Below are 15,250 nucleotides of genomic sequence, written 5' to 3'. Positions count from 1 at the left end.
GCGACGGAGAGGACCCCTCATGGCCCGATCGCCGCGGGAGCGGCACGAACCCATCGACCTGCGGTCGGCGGAGGTCGTGCTCGCCGGTACCCAGGACCTGCTCCCCGTCCTGCGGGCGGCTGCCGTCCGTGCCGGGGTCGACGCGACACGGATGCACGTCGTCGGTGTCGACGACGTGCCCGAGGTGGACGGGAGCGGAAGTGCCGAACTCGCCGTCATCGCGATCCGCCGGCCCGGCGAGGACCCCGCGTTCCACCGTGCGCAGGAAGCCGCCGAGATGCTCGAGCCCCTGCTCCGCCCGGGCGCGGTCCGCATCGTCATCACCGTCTCGCGGGTCACCAGGCTCGCGCCGAAGCTCGAACACGCCCTGACGGCAGAGGTCCTGCACCAGCTCGGTGTGGCCACGGCGGAGTCGGGGTTCCGCCGACCCTTCCGGAACCTGCGCACACGGCTCGGGACGGCAGGGCTGCGGGCCGCCGGCCTCCGGGTGTTCCGCCTGACGGTCTGAGCCCCGGAGCCCTGCGGTGCTGTGCCCTTCCTCCACAGGTGCGGCCGGCAGTGGTGCCCGTCCACAGGACGGGTATCTTGATGTCGAGACATCTCACGCCGCGAGTAGCGTGGGGGGCACGGACCGCGCGAACAAGGGAGTACCCGCCAGCATGGCCAAGATCATCTACACGCTCACCGACGAGGCCCCGTTCCTCGCCACCCACTCCTTCCTGCCCGTCATCGCGTCCTTCGCGAAGACCGCGGGCGTCGACGTGGAGACCCGAGACATCTCGCTCTCGGGCCGGATCATCGCCCTGTTCCCGGAGCGGCTCAGTGCTGAGCAGCGCCTGGACGACGCCCTGGCGGAGCTCGGCGAGCTCGCCGGGACGCCCGAGGCGAACATCATCAAGCTGCCGAACATCTCGGCCTCGATCCCACAGCTCAAGGTCGCCATCGCCGAGCTGCAGTCGCAGGGCTACGACCTGCCGGACTACCCCGACGAGCCGAGCACGGACGACGAGCGCGACGTCCGGGCCCGCTACGACCGCGTCAAGGGCAGCGCCGTCAACCCGGTCCTGCGCGAAGGCAACTCGGACCGCCGCGCGCCGCTGTCCGTGAAGAACTACGCCCGCAAGCACCCGCACCGCATGGGCAAGTGGAGCTCGGACTCCAAGACGAACGTCGTGACCATGGGCGTCGACGACTTCCGCTCCAACGAGAAGACCTGGGTCGCCCCGGCCGACGACATCCTGACGATCACCTTCGTCGGGCAGGACGGCAGCGAGCAGGTGCTCAAGCAGTCGATCCCCGTCGTCGCCGGTGAGGTCGTGGACGGCACCGTGCTGCACGTCGCCGCGCTCGAGCAGTTCCTCCGCAAGCAGATTCAGCGCGCGGCGGACGAGGGCATCCTGTTCTCCGTCCACCTCAAGGCCACGATGATGAAGGTCTCCGACCCGATCATCTTCGGGCACGTCATCCGGGCGTTCTTCCCCGACGTGTTCGCGCGCTACGGAGCCGACCTCGCCGCCGCCGGGCTCACGCCGAACGACGGCCTCGGCTCGGTCCTCGCCGGGCTCGACGCGCTGCCGAACGGTGCCGAGATCAAGCAGGCGTTCCAGGACGGCATCGACGCCGGCCCGGACCTGGCCATGGTCGACTCGGACAAGGGCATCACGAACCTGCACGTCCCGAGCGATGTCATCGTGGACGCCTCGATGCCCGCGATGATCCGCACCTCCGGGCACATGTGGGGCCCGGACGGTGACGAACACGACACCGTCGCGGTCATCCCGGACTCCAGCTACGCCGGCATCTACCAGGCCGTCATCGAGGACTGCCGCGCCCACGGCGCCTTCGACCCGGCGACCATGGGTTCGGTGCCGAACGTCGGGCTCATGGCGCTGAAGGCCGAGGAGTACGGCTCCCACGACAAGACCTTCGAGCTGCCGGGCGACGGCGTCGTCCGCGTCACGAACGCCGCCGGGGACACGGTCCTCGAGCACGACGTCGAGCAGGGCGACATCTGGCGCGCCTGCCAGACGAAGGACATCGCGATCCGCGACTGGGTGAAGCTCGCCGTCACCCGCGCCCGTGCCAGCGCGACGCCCGCGGTCTTCTGGCTGGACGAGACCCGGTCGCACGACGCCGTCCTGATCGGCCTGGTCCGCACCTACCTGCAGGAGCACGACACCGACGGGCTGCAGATCGAGATCCTGTCGCCGGAAGAAGCCATGCGCTTCTCGCTCGACCGCATCCGGCGTGGTGAGGACACCATCTCGGTCACCGGCAACGTCCTGCGCGACTACCTGACCGACCTGTTCCCGATCATGGAGCTCGGCACCTCGGCGAAGATGCTCTCCGTCGTCCCGCTCCTCGGCGGCGGTGGTCTGTTCGAGACCGGTGCCGGCGGTTCCGCGCCGAAGCACGTGCAGCAGCTCGTGCAGCAGAACTACCTGCGCTGGGACAGCCTGGGCGAGTTCCTGGCCCTCGCGGTCAGCCTCGAGCACCTGGCCGGTGTGACCGGCAACGCCCGCGCGAAGGTGTTGGCGGACACGCTCGACCGCGCCACCGGGACCTTCCTCGACGAGGACAAGTCGCCCGGCCGCAAGCTCGGCTCGATCGACAACCGTGGCAGCCACTTCTACCTGGCGAAGTACTGGGCCGAGGAGCTCGCCGCGCAGACGGAGGACACCGAGCTCGCCGCGGCGTTCCAGGGGCTCGCGACGACCCTCGCCGACCAGGAAGAGACGATCGTCGACGAGCTCGTCGCGGTGCAGGGCCAGCCGGCGGACATCGGCGGGTACTACCGGCCCGACGACGCCAAGACCAGTGCGGTCATGCGTCCGTCGGCGACGCTGAACGCGGCGCTCGCGAGCCTGTAGGCGCGACCACACGACGGACGGGAGGCCCGGTGCCAGCTGGCACCGGGCCTCCCGTCCGTCGTGCGCGCCCTGCCTGCGCGCACGGCGGCGTACCGCGTGGCCGGTCCCAGACGCGAAAGCGACAGTTCGCGCCGGTTCTCCCGCCCACATCTGTCGCTTTCGCGTCCCAGACCCGGCTGCGGCGCGGCGACTCAGCGGGACGGGACCGGCGGGCCGAGGGCCAGCAGCACGCCGAACACGGCGGCGACGAGCACGACACCGACCAGCGCCGAGAGCACCGGGCGCCGCACGACCACGAAGAGCAGCCGGTCGAGCGGACCGGGGCGTTCCCCGGCTGCCAGGCGCCGACGCCAGCCGCCGTCGAGCATGCCGCGGCGGGCGACTCCGACCTCGAACGGCAGCGTCGTGTACGGCACGATCGCGCTCACCCACCCGAGCACCGTGGCGCCGAACGACCACCGCTGGTTCACCGCGACGACCGTCGTGACGACCAGGTACGCCAGGAACACGAAGCCGTGCACCCCGCCTCCGACCCGGACCGGCCAGTCACCGGCACCCAGGCCGTACTTCAACAGCATGCCCACCAGGAGCATCGTCCAGGTCACGAGTTCGGCGATCGCGAGGCCGCGGAACAGGGATCGAGGGGTCATGGCCTCCATCGTGACGGACGCCGGGTGGAAGTCGCGTGGACGAGCGCGGAACGACAGCAGGACGCCCCGGACCAACCACAGCAGGACGCCCCGGACCGCAGAGCCCGGGGCGTCCTGTCTGTGTCGTTCGGCAGTCCGCGTCAGCGTCGGACGGTCACCACCTGCCCGAGCTGGTTCACACCGGCGGCGGCGTCCCAGGTGCCGACGTTCGCAGTCTGGATCGCGAAGGCCGGGTCACGTGCGACCGAGCGCTCGGCGGCGGGCATCGCGAGCGCGACCTGCCACTTGCCGGACGGCACCTCGGCGAGCGACGCGGTGACGGTCGCGGTGGTGCCGGGCTGCCACGACGACGCGTCGGCACGGACGGGCACGGTGACGTGCCGGTGACCGTTGGTCAGCACGAGCTGCACCGGACGGTGGTTGTACGGCGCTGCCCAGCCGTCGTTGCGCACGGACACCGAGACCGCGGCGTGCTTGCCGGAGGTCACGGTGCTCGAGGTCATCGTGAACCGGTAGCCGAGCTTCTTCGCGGCGTCCGTCATGCCGGCCTGGCCCCAGGTCGACAGGACGTCCTTGTTGTAGTCCAGGTTCAGGTAGCTGTAGTGGTACTTCGCCATCTCGGCCGAGGCGGACGGGTACTCGGACCGCGGTGCGTTCACGGCGCAGGTCTCACCACCGACCGGGACGTACCGGGAGTCGGCGGCCAGGTAGTCCTGGTCGAGCGACAGCGGGTCGGTCAGGAAGGTGCCGAAGTCGTCGGGCGAGGCGAGGAAGCAGTCGTTGTGGTGGCCGATCCGGGAGGCGGCCGAGCCGTTGTGCGCCTGCTGCGGCGTGAGTGCGCCGGCGGTGCCCGACGTGGTGCGGAGTGCGTCCTGCTTCATCTGCATGGTGCGCACCTGGATCGAGCGGCTGGACGGCAGCGCAGCGAGCTCGGCCTTGACGACCTGGCGTCGGGCGTCCTTGTCCGCGTCGGTCAGCACGCCCGGGTTGGCCGGGTCGCTGGCGAAGTGGTCCGTGTAGTAGCCCTCGCCCCAGAGGCCGATGAAGCCCTCCTGCAGGGTCGGGATGACGTCGGCGTTCCGGCGGAGCGTCGGCGTGAGCTGCTTGATGTGTGCGAGCACGGTCGGCAGGTCGGCGTCACCGTACGGCGCCGAGTACGGCCAGTTGCCGCCCTGGACGTACGCGAAGCGGGTGATCACGCTGACGCCGGCCGCACGGGCGGTGTCGTAGTCGTGCTGCACCAGCTTGAGCCAGGCCGGGCTGAGGCGCCGCTGGTCGACGAACGCCTCCATGTAGAACACGCGGACGATCTGGGTGACACCGTCGGCCCGGTAGCCCTCGAGCGTGGCGGCGTCGAGCGGGGTGTAGCCCGTGCCGTCGGCGCGGTAGTGCGTCTCGGTGGTGTGGTCGAACCCGCGCTGGGGGTTCGGGATGACGGCATCGCTCGCCGTGTAGGTCACGGTGGAGCTGGTCGGTGTCGGGTGACGGTCGCTGTGTGACGACGACGCCCACGCGTTGGTCGGCACGGCGAGTGCGATCACGGCCGCGAGTGCGGCGGTGGTGATGGTGCGGTGCTGCATCGGACGAGCCCCTGTCCTCGGCGCGGGTGCGGATCGACACCCCCTGGTGCCGGCACCTGCGCGAATGTGATCTGAAGGTAGGTCAACCGATCAGAAAACACCAGCACCAGTTCCTCGTATCGATTCGATCTGATCTTGGGTAGCGTGGTCGACATGTCGCAGACGACGGACGCATCGAAGACGCTGCGCGTGGGGGTGGTCGGGCTCGGGTTCGCCGGGACGACGCATCTCGACGCCTACACCGCACTCCCCGGCACCGAGGTGGTGGCGCTCGCGGGCAAGGAGACCGGCCGGCTCCACGAGCTCGCCGAGACCCGCCAGGTGCCGGACACGTACCCGGACTGGCAGGACCTGGTCGCCCGCGACGACCTGGACATCGTGTCGATCGGCGTGCCGAACTCCCTGCACGCCCCGATCGCCATCGCCGCGCTCGAGAGCGGCAAGCACGTCTTCTGCGAGAAGCCCCTCGCGACCACGGGCGCCGAGGCGCAGGCGATGGTCGACGCCGCCGTGGCGAACGACCGCGTGCTCGAGGTCGCCTACAACCACCGCCGCCGCGCCGACGTGCAGTTCCTGGCCGACCACGTCCGCCCCGTCGACGGGCAGGACAGCCCGCTCGGGCACGTCTACCACGCCCGGGCGAGCTGGCGACGACGCGCCGGCATCCCCGGCATCACGTCGTGGTTCACGAACAAGGACGCAGCCGGTGGCGGTCCGCTCATCGACCTCGGTTCGCACGTCCTCGACATCGCGATGCACCTGATGGGCGAGCCGCGCGTCGTGGCCGTCAGCGCCGTCGCGTACAACGAGCTCGGTACCGCCGGACGCGGTGGCAGCACCGGCGGCGGACCCGTCTCCGGTGCGACCGGCCGCCCGTTCGACGTCGAGGACTTCGCGAACGCCCTGCTCCGCTTCGAGGACGGCTCGAGCCTGCAGCTGCAGGCCTCGTGGGCGTCCTACTCGAAGGACGACGAGGACATCGAGGTCGAGCTCCTCGGCTCGACCGGCGGTGCCCGGCTGTTCGTCCGGAACTACGCCACCGAGGGCACGGTCGAGCTGTACTCCGACATCGACGGCGTCCCCGCGGTCACCCGTCCCGTCGTGCACGTCCCGGCCGGCCACCACCAGCGCGTCATCGAGGAGTTCCTCGCCACCATCCGGTCCGGCACGCACGAGGGCCACCACGGTGAGTTCGCGTTGCACCGCACGCGGGTCGTCGACGCCGTCTACGCGTCGGCGCAGGCCGGCCACGAAGTGGAGGTCGTCGCATGAACATCGTCGTCTGGAACGAGAACGTCCACGAGACCCGAGGTGACGAAACGGTCCGCGAGCACTACCCCGACGGCATCCACACCGTCGTCGCCGCCGGCCTGGAGGCGCGACTCCCCTCCGCCCACATCGTCACGACCGCCACGCTGCAGGAACCGGAGCACGGCCTGACCGAGGAGCGCCTGGCCGCCACCGACGTCCTCTTCTGGTGGGGCCACATCGCCCACGACGAGGTCGCCGACGAGGTCGCGGACCGCGTCGTAGGGCACGTGCACGCCGGCATGGGCCTGGTGGTGCTGCACTCCGGCCACTACTCGAAGCCGTTCACCCGGCTGATGGGCACGACCTGCTCGCTGAAGTGGCGCAACGACGGGGAGCGCGAGCTGGTCTGGACGATCGCACCCGAGCACCCGATCGCCGCCGGGGTCCCCCACCCGATCGTCATCGACCGCCAGGAGATGTACGGCGAGTACTTCGACATCCCGCGCCCGGACGAAGAGGTCTTCCTGTCGACGTTCGCCGGCGGTGAGGTGTTCCGCTCGGGCGTCGCCTACCGTCGCGGGCTGGGCAGGGTGTTCTACTTCTCGCCCGGCGACCAGGAGTACCCGGTGTACCACCACCCCGACATCCAGCGGGTCCTGGCGAACGCCGCCGAGTGGGCCGCGCCGACCGGTCCACGCCGGCAGCTCACCGCCGACCCCCACCCGAGGGACTGGTTCCTGGCCGACTCGTCGCGTAGACAGGAGGGGTGAACACACCGCAGGAGGTCGACCGCCGCACGGCCCTGATCGAGGCGCTCGACGTCCTCGGTGCGGGACCGGAGGAACGCTTCGACCGGATCACCCGGATGACCCACGAGGCGTTCGGGGTGCCGCTGACGTTCCTCAACCTCGTGCACCACGACCTCGTGACCACGCAGTCGACCTTCGGGTGGAACCAGGGCACGAGCGTGCCCGCGAACGAGCAGTTCTGCGCCACGACCGTGCTCACGCCGGAGCCGCTGGTGATCCCGGACACGACGCTCGACCCGCGGTTCGCGCACACCGCGGCCGTCGCCGAGCACGGCATCCGCTTCTACGCCGGCGCGCCGCTCTCGATGCTCGACGGCACCCGAGTGGGCACGCTCTGCATCATGGACGCGCAGCCGCGTGCCTTCTCGGCGATGGACCTCGCGCTCCTGCGGGACCTGGCGCGCTGGGCCGAACGCGAACTCGGGTACGCGCTCGAGCGTGACCGGCTCGCGAGGGTGCGCGCGGCGCTGGTGCCGGACCCGCTGTCGGTCCCCGGCCACGACGTCGCGACGCTCGCCGTGCAGCGCCCGGACGGCGGTGGCGGGCTCACCGACTGGCGGGTCGTCCCCGACGGCGCACTGCACCTGACGGTCGGCGCGGTGGTCGCCGGACGCGTCTCGGCGCTCCTCGCCGCCGACGTCCGTGGCGCACTGGCCGCGCGGACCGACCTCCCGATCGCCGAGGCGGTCGCCGGACTGGAGGCCCAGGTCGCCCCCGACCTCCGGGTCGCCGACGCGGTCGCCGAGCTGGTGCACGCACGGCTCGACCCGACGACCGGGCGCGTCGACCTGGTGGACGCCGGGCTCGGCACCGCGGTGGTCGTCAGCGCCGACGGCAGCGTCCGTCCGGTGCGGTCCACCGAGCTGCCCGTCGGGCTCGGTACCGCGTCGACCCCCGGCGCCCGGTCGACGCTGTCGGTCGAGCTGGCAGCCGGCGACCGGCTCGTGCTGGCTTCCGACGCGTGGTCGACCGTGCCCGGCGTCGAGGGGCCCGAAGCGATCGCGGCCCTCGTCGCCGCGCAGCCGGACGGCACGGCGGCGGTCGAGCACGTCCGCACGCTGCTGCCCGAGGGCGACCCGGCGACCGACCTGACCCTCGTCGTCGTCACCCGGCACTGAGGTCGTCACCCGGCACTGAGGTCGTCAGCCAGCACTGAGTCGTCAGCCGGCTCGGGACCGGCTGATCAGCGCGTCTGCGCGCCGGGCTTCCCCGCGAACGCCGCCACGAGCAGGGTCGCGAGCATCCCGAACCCGGTCAGCACGACGCCGAGCGCCGCGAGCTGCCAGTACGCACTGGCGACGTGCTGCGGCTGCGTGACGATGTCCGGCCACCACGGGTCGAGGAACGGCACCGAGCCCGGGAACGGGTCGAGCCCGAACATCGCCAGCCCGCCGAGGAGCAGCACGACCCCGAGGGCGGCCATCGTGCCCCGACGGCCGCCGAGCATCCGGACGACGAGCGCCGCCCCCATGCCCACCAGCCCGACGACGGCGAGCGCGAAGGCCGCGACGAACACGGGCTGCGGCACGAGCGAGAACCAGTCGAGCACGGCGATCGGCACGAGCAGCCACCGCCCGGTCCTGGCCCACCGTGCGGGCGTGCGCCATCCATGCATGCCGGAACGGTACGACACGAACCCGGACGACCGCCCGGCTAGCATCGCGAGGTGCCCACACCAGCAGCGGAGGTCGAGGTCGACACCGCCCTCGTCCGCGCGCTGCTCGTCGACCAGCACCCGGACCTCGCCGACCGTCCGCTCGCCGTCGTCGCCTCGGGCTGGGACAACGTGGTCGTCCGCCTCGGCACCGATCTGGCCGTCCGCATGCCCCGACGCGCCGCCGCCGCGGTGCTCGTCGAGCACGAACAGCGCTGGCTGCCGGAGCTCGCACGCCTGGTCGGTGCCGTGGTGCCCGTCCCGGTGCCGCTCCGCACCGGTCGCCCCGCCCTCGGCTACCAGTGGGCCTGGAGCGTCGTGCCCTGGTTCCCGGGCAGGACGCTCGGCAGCGACGCCGGCGGGCCGGGGGTCGGGGAGGCGCTCGCCGACTTCGTCTCCGCCCTGCACGTGCCGGCCCCGGACGACGCCCCGCTGAACGCGGTCCGGGCCGTCCCGCTCCGCACCCGGACGGACGCCGTCCTGGAACGACTCGGGTCCGGACCGGTCCCGCGCGCCCAGGAGCTGGCGACCGCCTGGCGGACGGCGGCCGACCTGCCGGTGGCTGCCGGGCCTCCCGTCTGGGTGCACGGTGATCTGCACCCGTTCAACCTGCTCGTCGAGACCGGCCCGCGGGGCGACCACCTGTCCGCGGTCGTCGACTTCGGTGACGTGACGGCGGGGGACTCCGCCGTCGACCTCGCGACCGCCTGGTTGACGCTCGACCGGGAGGCCCGGTCCGCCTTCCGCACCCAGGTCACCGCCCAGGACGCCAGCCTGGACGAGCACTCCTGGGGGCGGGCCCGGGGCTGGGCCGTGTCGATCGCGTCGGCGCTCGCCGTCGGTGACGAGTCGGCGTCCCACGCGGTGGCGCGACGCGCGATCGACGCCGTCCTCGACGGCTGACGACCTGCTCCGGTTCGCGCACGTCATCGAGACGGGGGCTACCGCGAGCGCGACCACGGGGTTACCGTCTCCCCACACCAATCCGTGCACGTGAAGATCGGGAGGGGCCTCATGACCCTCGAGTTCCGCGTCCAGCACGACGTCGCCACCGACGCCTCCCCCTCGTCCCGGACCGCGCCGCGCGGCCGGGTCCGTCGGGTCCTCGACCACCTCGCCGCCCGACGCACCGCTGCGCAGCTGCGTCGGCTCGATGCCGACCTCGTCGAGCTGTCCGACCTGCAGCGCGTGCTGTCGGACGCCCGCGCGGTCGTCGACCGCGGGTGGATCCAGCACGCGTGGTTCGCCTACGTCGACGACCGGGGGCGGACCCGGACCGCGTCGAGTGCCGCCGCGACGGAGGTGGCCGGCCGTCCCCTCGTCGGCGCGTGCCTGGTCGGAGCCGTCGTCGACGCCGCGGGTGGGCCGCACGCCGTGCACTCGCAGCCGGTACAGCGCTCCCTGGACCTCGTCTGGCATGCCCTCGCGGCGGCCGAGGGGTCGCCGGTGACCTGGTGTCCCGCGCCGGACATCCGGATGGGCCGCGTGCGTGACCTCACCCGCTGGAACGACAGCGCCGGGCGCACCGCCGAGCAGGTCTCCGGGCTTCTGCTCACGGCCGAGCGGGTCGCCCTGCAGGAGTCCGACCGGGTTGCAGGACGAGCATCCGCGCTCCGTGCACACTCGGGGGCAGTACCCGTCCTCGGTTGAGATCGTTACACACCTCCCAGGATCAGCTCGGTGCTGTGCCGCTGACCAGGGTTTATCGGGACAATGGTTGCTGAGTGGAACCGTCGTTCTCGCGATGGGGACCCCGCCGGGGCTGAGCATCTGCGTAGCTTGGAGGCCGTCCGTTCCCCGATCCGTGGGCCGGACCGTCGACCCGAGGGAGTGCAGAACCGGTGTTCCAGTACATCGCCGAGCGATGGGACCAGATCTGGTTCTCGTCCTGGCAGCACTTCTCGCTGGTCGTCCAGTGCGTCGTGCTCGCGACCATCATCGCCGTGGTCCTCGCGGCGCTCGTCTACCGGGTACCCGGCCTGCGTTCCGCCGCGAACGAGGTCTCCACGGTCGGCCTGACGCTGCCGTCCTTCGCGGTCATCGGTCTGCTGCTCGTGCCGCTCGGGTTCGGCGTCGTGCCGTCCGTCGTCACGGTGACCTTCTTCGCCGCCCTGCCGATCCTCCGCAACGCGGTCGTCGGGCTCAACGAGATCCCACCGGCCGTCGTCGAGTCGGCGCGCGGCATCGGCATGAGCCGCTTCCGCACCCTGGTGCAGGTCGAACTGCCGATGGCGTGGCCGATCATCCTCACCGGCGTGCGGGTCTCCGCGCAGATGGTCATGGGCGTCGCCGCGGTCGCCGCGTACGCACTCGGCCCGGGACTCGGCAGCTTCATCTTCTCCGGGTTGTCCCGCCTCGGTGGCGCGAACTCCCTCAATTCCGTGATCGTCGGGACCGTGGGCGTCGTGTTGCTCGCCCTGGTCCTCGACCTCCTGCTCCTCGGCCTCGGCCGTCTGACCACCTCGAGAGGTATCCGTGTCCAGCACTGAGTCCCCGACCACCGCGCCCGACACCGACGTCACCGGCCGGAGCATCCTGCTCGACAAGGTGACGAAGCGGTACCCGGGCCAGGCGAAGCCCGCCGTCGACGGCATCACCCTCGAGATCCCGGCCGGCAAGATCGTCATGCTCGTCGGCCCTTCGGGCTGCGGCAAGACCACCACGCTGAAGATGATCAACCGGCTCATCGAGCCGACCGAGGGTCGCATCGTGGTCGGCGACGACGACGTGACCAAGATCGACGGCGACGAACTGCGTCGCCGGATGGGCTACGTGATCCAGGCCGGCGGACTCTTCCCGCACATGACGGTCGCGGCGAACATCGCGGTCGTGCCGAAGATGCTCGGCTGGTCGAAGGACAAGATCGCCGCCCGGGTCGACGAACTCCTCGACCTCGTCTCGCTCGACCCGGACACCTACCGCGACCGCTACCCCCGTGAGCTCTCCGGCGGACAGCAGCAGCGTGTCGGGGTCGCCCGCGCCCTCGCCGCGGACCCGCCCGTCCTGCTCATGGACGAGCCGTTCGGTGCAGTCGACCCGATCACACGGCAGCGCCTGCAGGACGAACTGATCCGCATCCAGGCGGAGCTCCACAAGACGATCGTGATCGTCACCCACGACTTCGACGAGGCCGTGAAGCTCGGCGACTGGATCGTGGTGTTCTCCGAGGGCGCGCACATCGTGCAGTACGACTCCCCGGAGCGGATCCTCGCCGAACCCGCGAACGAGTTCGTGGAGAACTTCATCGGCTCGGGTGCCGGCCTCAAGCAGTTGACCCTGACCCGCGTCCGCGAGGTCGGACTGGCCGACGCCGTCACCTGCTCCCCGGGCGAGCAGACGGAGGCCGTGCTCCAGCGCATGCGCGAGGCCGGCGGTCACGGGCACGCCGTCGTCGTCGACCGGCGTCAGCGGCCGATCGGGTGGCCGTCGCGCCGCCAGCTCGAGCGTCTCGACCGGATCCCGGAGGGCATCGAGGCCGGTCTGCCCGTCGTGTCCGAGGCGTCCACCCTCAACGACGCGCTCGACACCATGCTCGTCTCGAGTGCCGGTGCAGCGCTGGTGACCGGTCGTCGGGACGCGTTCCGGGGCGTCATCACGGTCGAGACGGTGATGGACGCCATCACCCGAACCCGTGCCGCTGCCGCCGAGGAGCAGGCCTACACGCCCGTCGGGACGAACACGAACCCGATCGAGGGGATGCCGAGCACGCCCGTCGTCGACCTCGATGACGAGCCGGCCGGCTCCGCCGACGACTCGCTCGCCACCGACGCTGCGCACTCCGACGGTCGGGACGACCGGTGAGCGACGTCGTCGTCACCGCATCCCCGGCGACCGGGGAGCGGACCAGCTGGCGAGGACTGGTCATCCAACCGGTCGTGATCCTCGTCGTCCTCGGCGCGTTCGCCGTCTGGCTCGCCACCGCGGACCTGACCCCCACCGAGCGCACGACCCTGAACCCGTCCGGGCTGCTCGACCTCGCCCGGCAGCACCTCATGCTCACCCTCATGTCGACCGTCATCGTGCTCGTCGTCGCCATCCCGCTCGGCATCGCGCTCACCCGCGGGCCCCTGCGGAAGGCGAGCGGGGCGATCCTGGCGGTCGCCAACTTCGGCCAGGCCGCACCTGCAGTCGGCCTGATCGTGCTCCTCGCGTTCTGGCTCGGGTTCACGTTCTGGGCCGCGGTGGTCGCCCTCGTGCTCTACGCGATCCTGCCGGTGCTCCGGAACACGATCATCGGCATCGAGAGCGTCGACGCTCGACTCGTCGAGGCCGGCCGGGGCATGGGCATGAGCGCCGCCGCCGTCCTGCTCAAGGTGGAACTGCCGCTCGCCGTCCCCGTCATGCTCGCGGGCATCCGCACCGCGCTCGTGCTCCTGGTCGGGTCCGCGGCCCTGGCCACGTTCATCGGCGCCGGGGGCCTCGGACTGCTCATCACCACCGGCGTGAACCTGTTCCTGCCGAAGGTGCTCGTCGCCGGAGCGGTCCTCATCGCGCTCCTCGCCCTCTCCATCGACTGGCTCGGCCGCATCGTCGAGACGTTCGCCCGACCGAAGGGACTCCGATGACCCGCCGCACGCGCACCCCGGGCCGCCGAGCCCGCCGTCTGCTCGCCGCCGCCGCACTGGCGGGCGTGACCACGAGCCTCCTGGCCGGATGCGGTCTGCAGCCGGCGGCGTCGTTCGTGCCGGCCGCAGCGCCCGGCACGATCAAGCACATCGACGACCTGCCGGAGGGCGCGGCGCTCACCGTCACGTCGAAGAACTTCACCGAGCAGCTCGTCCTCGGCAAGATCGCGGTCCTCGCCGCCTCCGCCGCCGGTTTCGACGTCACGGACGAGACGAACGTGCCCGGTTCGGTGGCCGTCCGGCAGCTGATGACCTCGCACGACGCCGACCTGACGTACGAGTACACCGGTACCGCGTGGCTGACCTTCATGGGGCACAAGAAGGGCATCCCGGACAAGACCGAGCAGTGGCAGGCGGTCAAGGACGAGGACGCCGGCAACGGGCTGACCTGGCTCCCCCCGGCGCCGATGAACAACACGTACGCATTCGCGGTGCGTGACGAGGCGGTGAAGGACCTCGACGGCATCACGAAGCTCTCGCAGATCGCCGACCTGCCCGCCGACGAGCGCACGTTCTGCGTCGAGTCCGAGTTCAACTCCCGCGCGGACGGCTTCAAGCCGATGCTCGAGAAGTACGGACTGGACCTCGGCGGTTCGGGCGACAACGCCATCGCGAAGAAGAACGTCGACATCCTCGACACGGGCACCGTCTACACGGCGACCGACCGCGGCACGTGCAACTTCGGCGAGGTGTTCACCACCGACGGCCGCATCAAGTCACTCGGGCTGACGGTCCTGCAGGACGACCGCGGGTTCTTCCCCGCGTACAACGTCGCGCCGGTGCTGTCGAGCTCGGCGCTCCAGGAGTACCCGCAGCTCGAGGGCATCTACGACCAGATCTCGCCGAAGCTCACCGACGCGGTGCTGCAGGAACTCAACCGGCAGGTGGACGTCGAGGGACGCGAGCCGGCGGACGTGGCGTTCGAGTGGATGGTGAAGGAGGGCTTCATCACGAAGCCCTGAGGTCGCGACGTGACGATGTCAGGGCGGGAGGCTCCCCACCGGTCACGGCCGGCCTGCCGCTGGCGCGTCAGTCCGGAACCGACCGACGTGGGCCCAGGTGTCAGCTGGCACCGCGCCTCCCGACCGTCCGTTCCGCCGCCCGCCGGGACCCGGTCGCCGGTATCGTCGACGCATGGCACTGTTCGGACGACGCAAGCCCGACGTGCGCGATCGGCCCGTCAGCCAGGTCGAGCTGAAGCGCGCGGTGGACGAGGGGTTCCTCATCGCCCGGGCAGCGGTGATCGTCGCCGTGGCGAACCGCATCATCACCAACGCCCTGCGCGACCAGGGGTACTTCGACCATGCCCTGATCGCCGACGCCGCGCGTCAGGAACTGCACCGGATGGCCGAGGAGCAGCGTGGCGACGCCGAACGGATGCGGGAGATCCGGGTCCGGTCGAGCAAGCAGGGCGGGCGCTCGCAGCACCAGCACGACTACCGGCGCGGCGACGACCTCAAGCTCCGCACCCGCGAGGCGACGTACGAGGAACTCGCCGCGCGCCTCGACGCCCGCCGGGACGACCAGCACTTCGTCGACGGCATCGTCCTCGCCGCCCGTGCCCGCGCATGGGACGACATCGGCACGACCGTCGTCGGCCGTCTCGGCTGGGCCCAGCGGCCCGCCGACGACTACGAGGTCGGGCGCGACGAACGGCTGCAGCAGCTCCTCGACGAGGACTTCGCGACCCTGGTCGCCGAGCACCCGGTCGGATCCGGCACCGCGGTCGGCGCGGACGAGCCGGACACCGACGGACCGGATGACGGCACCGACCCGGCCGAGGCGGACACCACCACGAGTTGACCGGGCGC

The 15,250-nt window shown here is 71.4% G+C and carries 15 protein-coding genes; 12 read left to right on the top strand and 3 right to left on the bottom strand.

Annotation, left to right across the window (positions count from 1 at the left end):
• Nucleotides 1-19: 19 nt before the first annotated feature.
• Entirely contained in the window at nucleotides 20-508 is a 489-nt protein-coding gene (locus DEJ25_RS01660; protein ID WP_110902783.1) for a hypothetical protein, read from the top strand.
• Nucleotides 509-659: 151 nt separating this feature from the next.
• Nucleotides 660-2,870: an NADP-dependent isocitrate dehydrogenase gene (locus tag DEJ25_RS01655; protein ID WP_110902782.1), complete on the top strand. Its 2,211-nt coding sequence runs from the start codon at nucleotides 660-662 to the stop codon at nucleotides 2,868-2,870.
• Nucleotides 2,871-3,061: 191 nt separating this feature from the next.
• On the opposite strand, the gene DEJ25_RS01650 is transcribed toward DEJ25_RS01655, so the two are convergent.
• Nucleotides 3,062-3,520 (bottom strand): DUF3817 domain-containing protein, encoded by a 459-nt coding sequence (locus DEJ25_RS01650; protein WP_111043714.1) that lies wholly within the window; start codon nucleotides 3,518-3,520, stop codon nucleotides 3,062-3,064.
• 140 nt (nucleotides 3,521-3,660) lie between these two features.
• Nucleotides 3,661-5,100, bottom strand: coding sequence for a DUF4832 domain-containing protein (locus tag DEJ25_RS01645; protein ID WP_111043562.1), 1,440 nt, complete (start codon nucleotides 5,098-5,100; stop codon nucleotides 3,661-3,663).
• Between the two features lie 153 nt (nucleotides 5,101-5,253).
• Here DEJ25_RS01645 and DEJ25_RS01640 point away from each other — a divergent pair, with 153 nt between their 5' ends.
• Genes DEJ25_RS01640 through DEJ25_RS01630 form a run of 3 tightly spaced genes read left to right on the top strand, consistent with a single transcriptional unit; the run spans nucleotide 5,254 to nucleotide 8,278 of the window.
• A complete protein-coding gene (locus DEJ25_RS01640; protein WP_111043713.1) occupies nucleotides 5,254-6,372 on the top strand; it encodes a Gfo/Idh/MocA family protein in 1,119 nt (372 codons plus the stop codon).
• Complete coding sequence (locus DEJ25_RS01635) at nucleotides 6,369-7,121, top strand: ThuA domain-containing protein (RefSeq protein ID WP_111043561.1); 753 nt, start codon at nucleotides 6,369-6,371, stop codon at nucleotides 7,119-7,121. The genes DEJ25_RS01640 and DEJ25_RS01635 overlap by 4 nt, the downstream gene beginning before the upstream one ends.
• Nucleotides 7,118-8,278 carry a PP2C family protein-serine/threonine phosphatase gene (locus DEJ25_RS01630; RefSeq protein WP_111043560.1) on the top strand — a complete coding sequence of 387 codons (1,161 nt, stop codon included), beginning with the start codon at nucleotides 7,118-7,120 and terminating at the stop codon, nucleotides 8,276-8,278. Before DEJ25_RS01635 ends, DEJ25_RS01630 begins: the two co-directional genes overlap by 4 nt.
• Nucleotides 8,279-8,343: 65 nt before the next feature.
• Here the strand turns inward: DEJ25_RS01630 and DEJ25_RS01625 are convergent, their stop codons facing one another.
• Nucleotides 8,344-8,775 (bottom strand): hypothetical protein, encoded by a 432-nt coding sequence (locus tag DEJ25_RS01625; RefSeq protein ID WP_146236719.1) that lies wholly within the window; start codon nucleotides 8,773-8,775, stop codon nucleotides 8,344-8,346.
• 51 nt (nucleotides 8,776-8,826) lie between these two features.
• Here DEJ25_RS01625 and DEJ25_RS01620 point away from each other — a divergent pair, with 51 nt between their 5' ends.
• The 7 genes from DEJ25_RS01620 (at nucleotide 8,827) to DEJ25_RS01590 (ending at nucleotide 15,242) form a co-directional block, all read left to right on the top strand.
• Nucleotides 8,827-9,717, top strand: a complete 891-nt coding sequence (locus tag DEJ25_RS01620; RefSeq protein WP_111043559.1) for an aminoglycoside phosphotransferase family protein — start codon at nucleotides 8,827-8,829, stop codon at nucleotides 9,715-9,717.
• A gap of 111 nt (nucleotides 9,718-9,828) precedes the next feature.
• Nucleotides 9,829-10,464: a hypothetical protein gene (locus DEJ25_RS01615; RefSeq protein ID WP_111043558.1), complete on the top strand. Its 636-nt coding sequence runs from the start codon at nucleotides 9,829-9,831 to the stop codon at nucleotides 10,462-10,464.
• A 191-nt stretch (nucleotides 10,465-10,655) separates the two neighbouring features.
• Complete coding sequence (locus tag DEJ25_RS01610) at nucleotides 10,656-11,303, top strand: ABC transporter permease (protein ID WP_110903602.1); 648 nt, start codon at nucleotides 10,656-10,658, stop codon at nucleotides 11,301-11,303.
• Nucleotides 11,290-12,615: an ABC transporter ATP-binding protein gene (locus tag DEJ25_RS01605; protein WP_110903603.1), complete on the top strand. Its 1,326-nt coding sequence runs from the start codon at nucleotides 11,290-11,292 to the stop codon at nucleotides 12,613-12,615. Before DEJ25_RS01610 ends, DEJ25_RS01605 begins: the two co-directional genes overlap by 14 nt.
• The gene (locus tag DEJ25_RS01600; protein WP_111043557.1) at nucleotides 12,612-13,379 is read left to right on the top strand and encodes an ABC transporter permease; all 768 of its coding nucleotides are present in this window, start codon (nucleotides 12,612-12,614) and stop codon (nucleotides 13,377-13,379) included. The genes DEJ25_RS01605 and DEJ25_RS01600 overlap by 4 nt, the downstream gene beginning before the upstream one ends.
• Nucleotides 13,376-14,401, top strand: a complete 1,026-nt coding sequence (locus DEJ25_RS01595) for a glycine betaine ABC transporter substrate-binding protein (RefSeq protein WP_111043556.1) — start codon at nucleotides 13,376-13,378, stop codon at nucleotides 14,399-14,401. Before DEJ25_RS01600 ends, DEJ25_RS01595 begins: the two co-directional genes overlap by 4 nt.
• 172 nt (nucleotides 14,402-14,573) lie before the next feature.
• Entirely contained in the window at nucleotides 14,574-15,242 is a 669-nt protein-coding gene (locus tag DEJ25_RS01590; protein ID WP_111043555.1) for a hypothetical protein, read from the top strand.
• The last annotated feature ends 8 nt before the right edge of the window (nucleotides 15,243-15,250 follow it).

The sequence above is a fragment of the Curtobacterium sp. MCPF17_011 genome, from assembly GCF_003234145.1.
Taxonomy (GTDB): domain Bacteria; phylum Actinomycetota; class Actinomycetes; order Actinomycetales; family Microbacteriaceae; genus Curtobacterium.
Note: the sequence above shows the minus strand (reverse complement) of the source record. Positions and strands in the feature narration are given on the sequence as shown.

What these genes read in the sequence shown, in the direction of transcription:
- DEJ25_RS01655 (WP_110902782.1), top strand. Translation starts at nt 660, where the DNA reads ATGGCCAAGATCATCTACACGCTCACCGACGAGGCCCCGTTCCTCGCC.
- DEJ25_RS01635 (WP_111043561.1), top strand. Translation starts at nt 6,369, where the DNA reads ATGAACATCGTCGTCTGGAACGAGAACGTCCACGAGACCCGAGGTGAC.
- DEJ25_RS01590 (WP_111043555.1), top strand. Translation starts at nt 14,574, where the DNA reads ATGGCACTGTTCGGACGACGCAAGCCCGACGTGCGCGATCGGCCCGTC.
- DEJ25_RS01660 (WP_110902783.1), top strand. Translation starts at nt 20, where the DNA reads ATGGCCCGATCGCCGCGGGAGCGGCACGAACCCATCGACCTGCGGTCG.
- DEJ25_RS01625 (WP_146236719.1), bottom strand. Translation starts at nt 8,775, where the DNA reads ATGCATGGATGGCGCACGCCCGCACGGTGGGCCAGGACCGGGCGGTGG.
- DEJ25_RS01615 (WP_111043558.1), top strand. Translation starts at nt 9,829, where the DNA reads ATGACCCTCGAGTTCCGCGTCCAGCACGACGTCGCCACCGACGCCTCC.
- DEJ25_RS01650 (WP_111043714.1), bottom strand. Translation starts at nt 3,520, where the DNA reads ATGACCCCTCGATCCCTGTTCCGCGGCCTCGCGATCGCCGAACTCGTG.
- DEJ25_RS01645 (WP_111043562.1), bottom strand. Translation starts at nt 5,100, where the DNA reads ATGCAGCACCGCACCATCACCACCGCCGCACTCGCGGCCGTGATCGCA.
- DEJ25_RS01595 (WP_111043556.1), top strand. Translation starts at nt 13,376, where the DNA reads ATGACCCGCCGCACGCGCACCCCGGGCCGCCGAGCCCGCCGTCTGCTC.
- DEJ25_RS01640 (WP_111043713.1), top strand. Translation starts at nt 5,254, where the DNA reads ATGTCGCAGACGACGGACGCATCGAAGACGCTGCGCGTGGGGGTGGTC.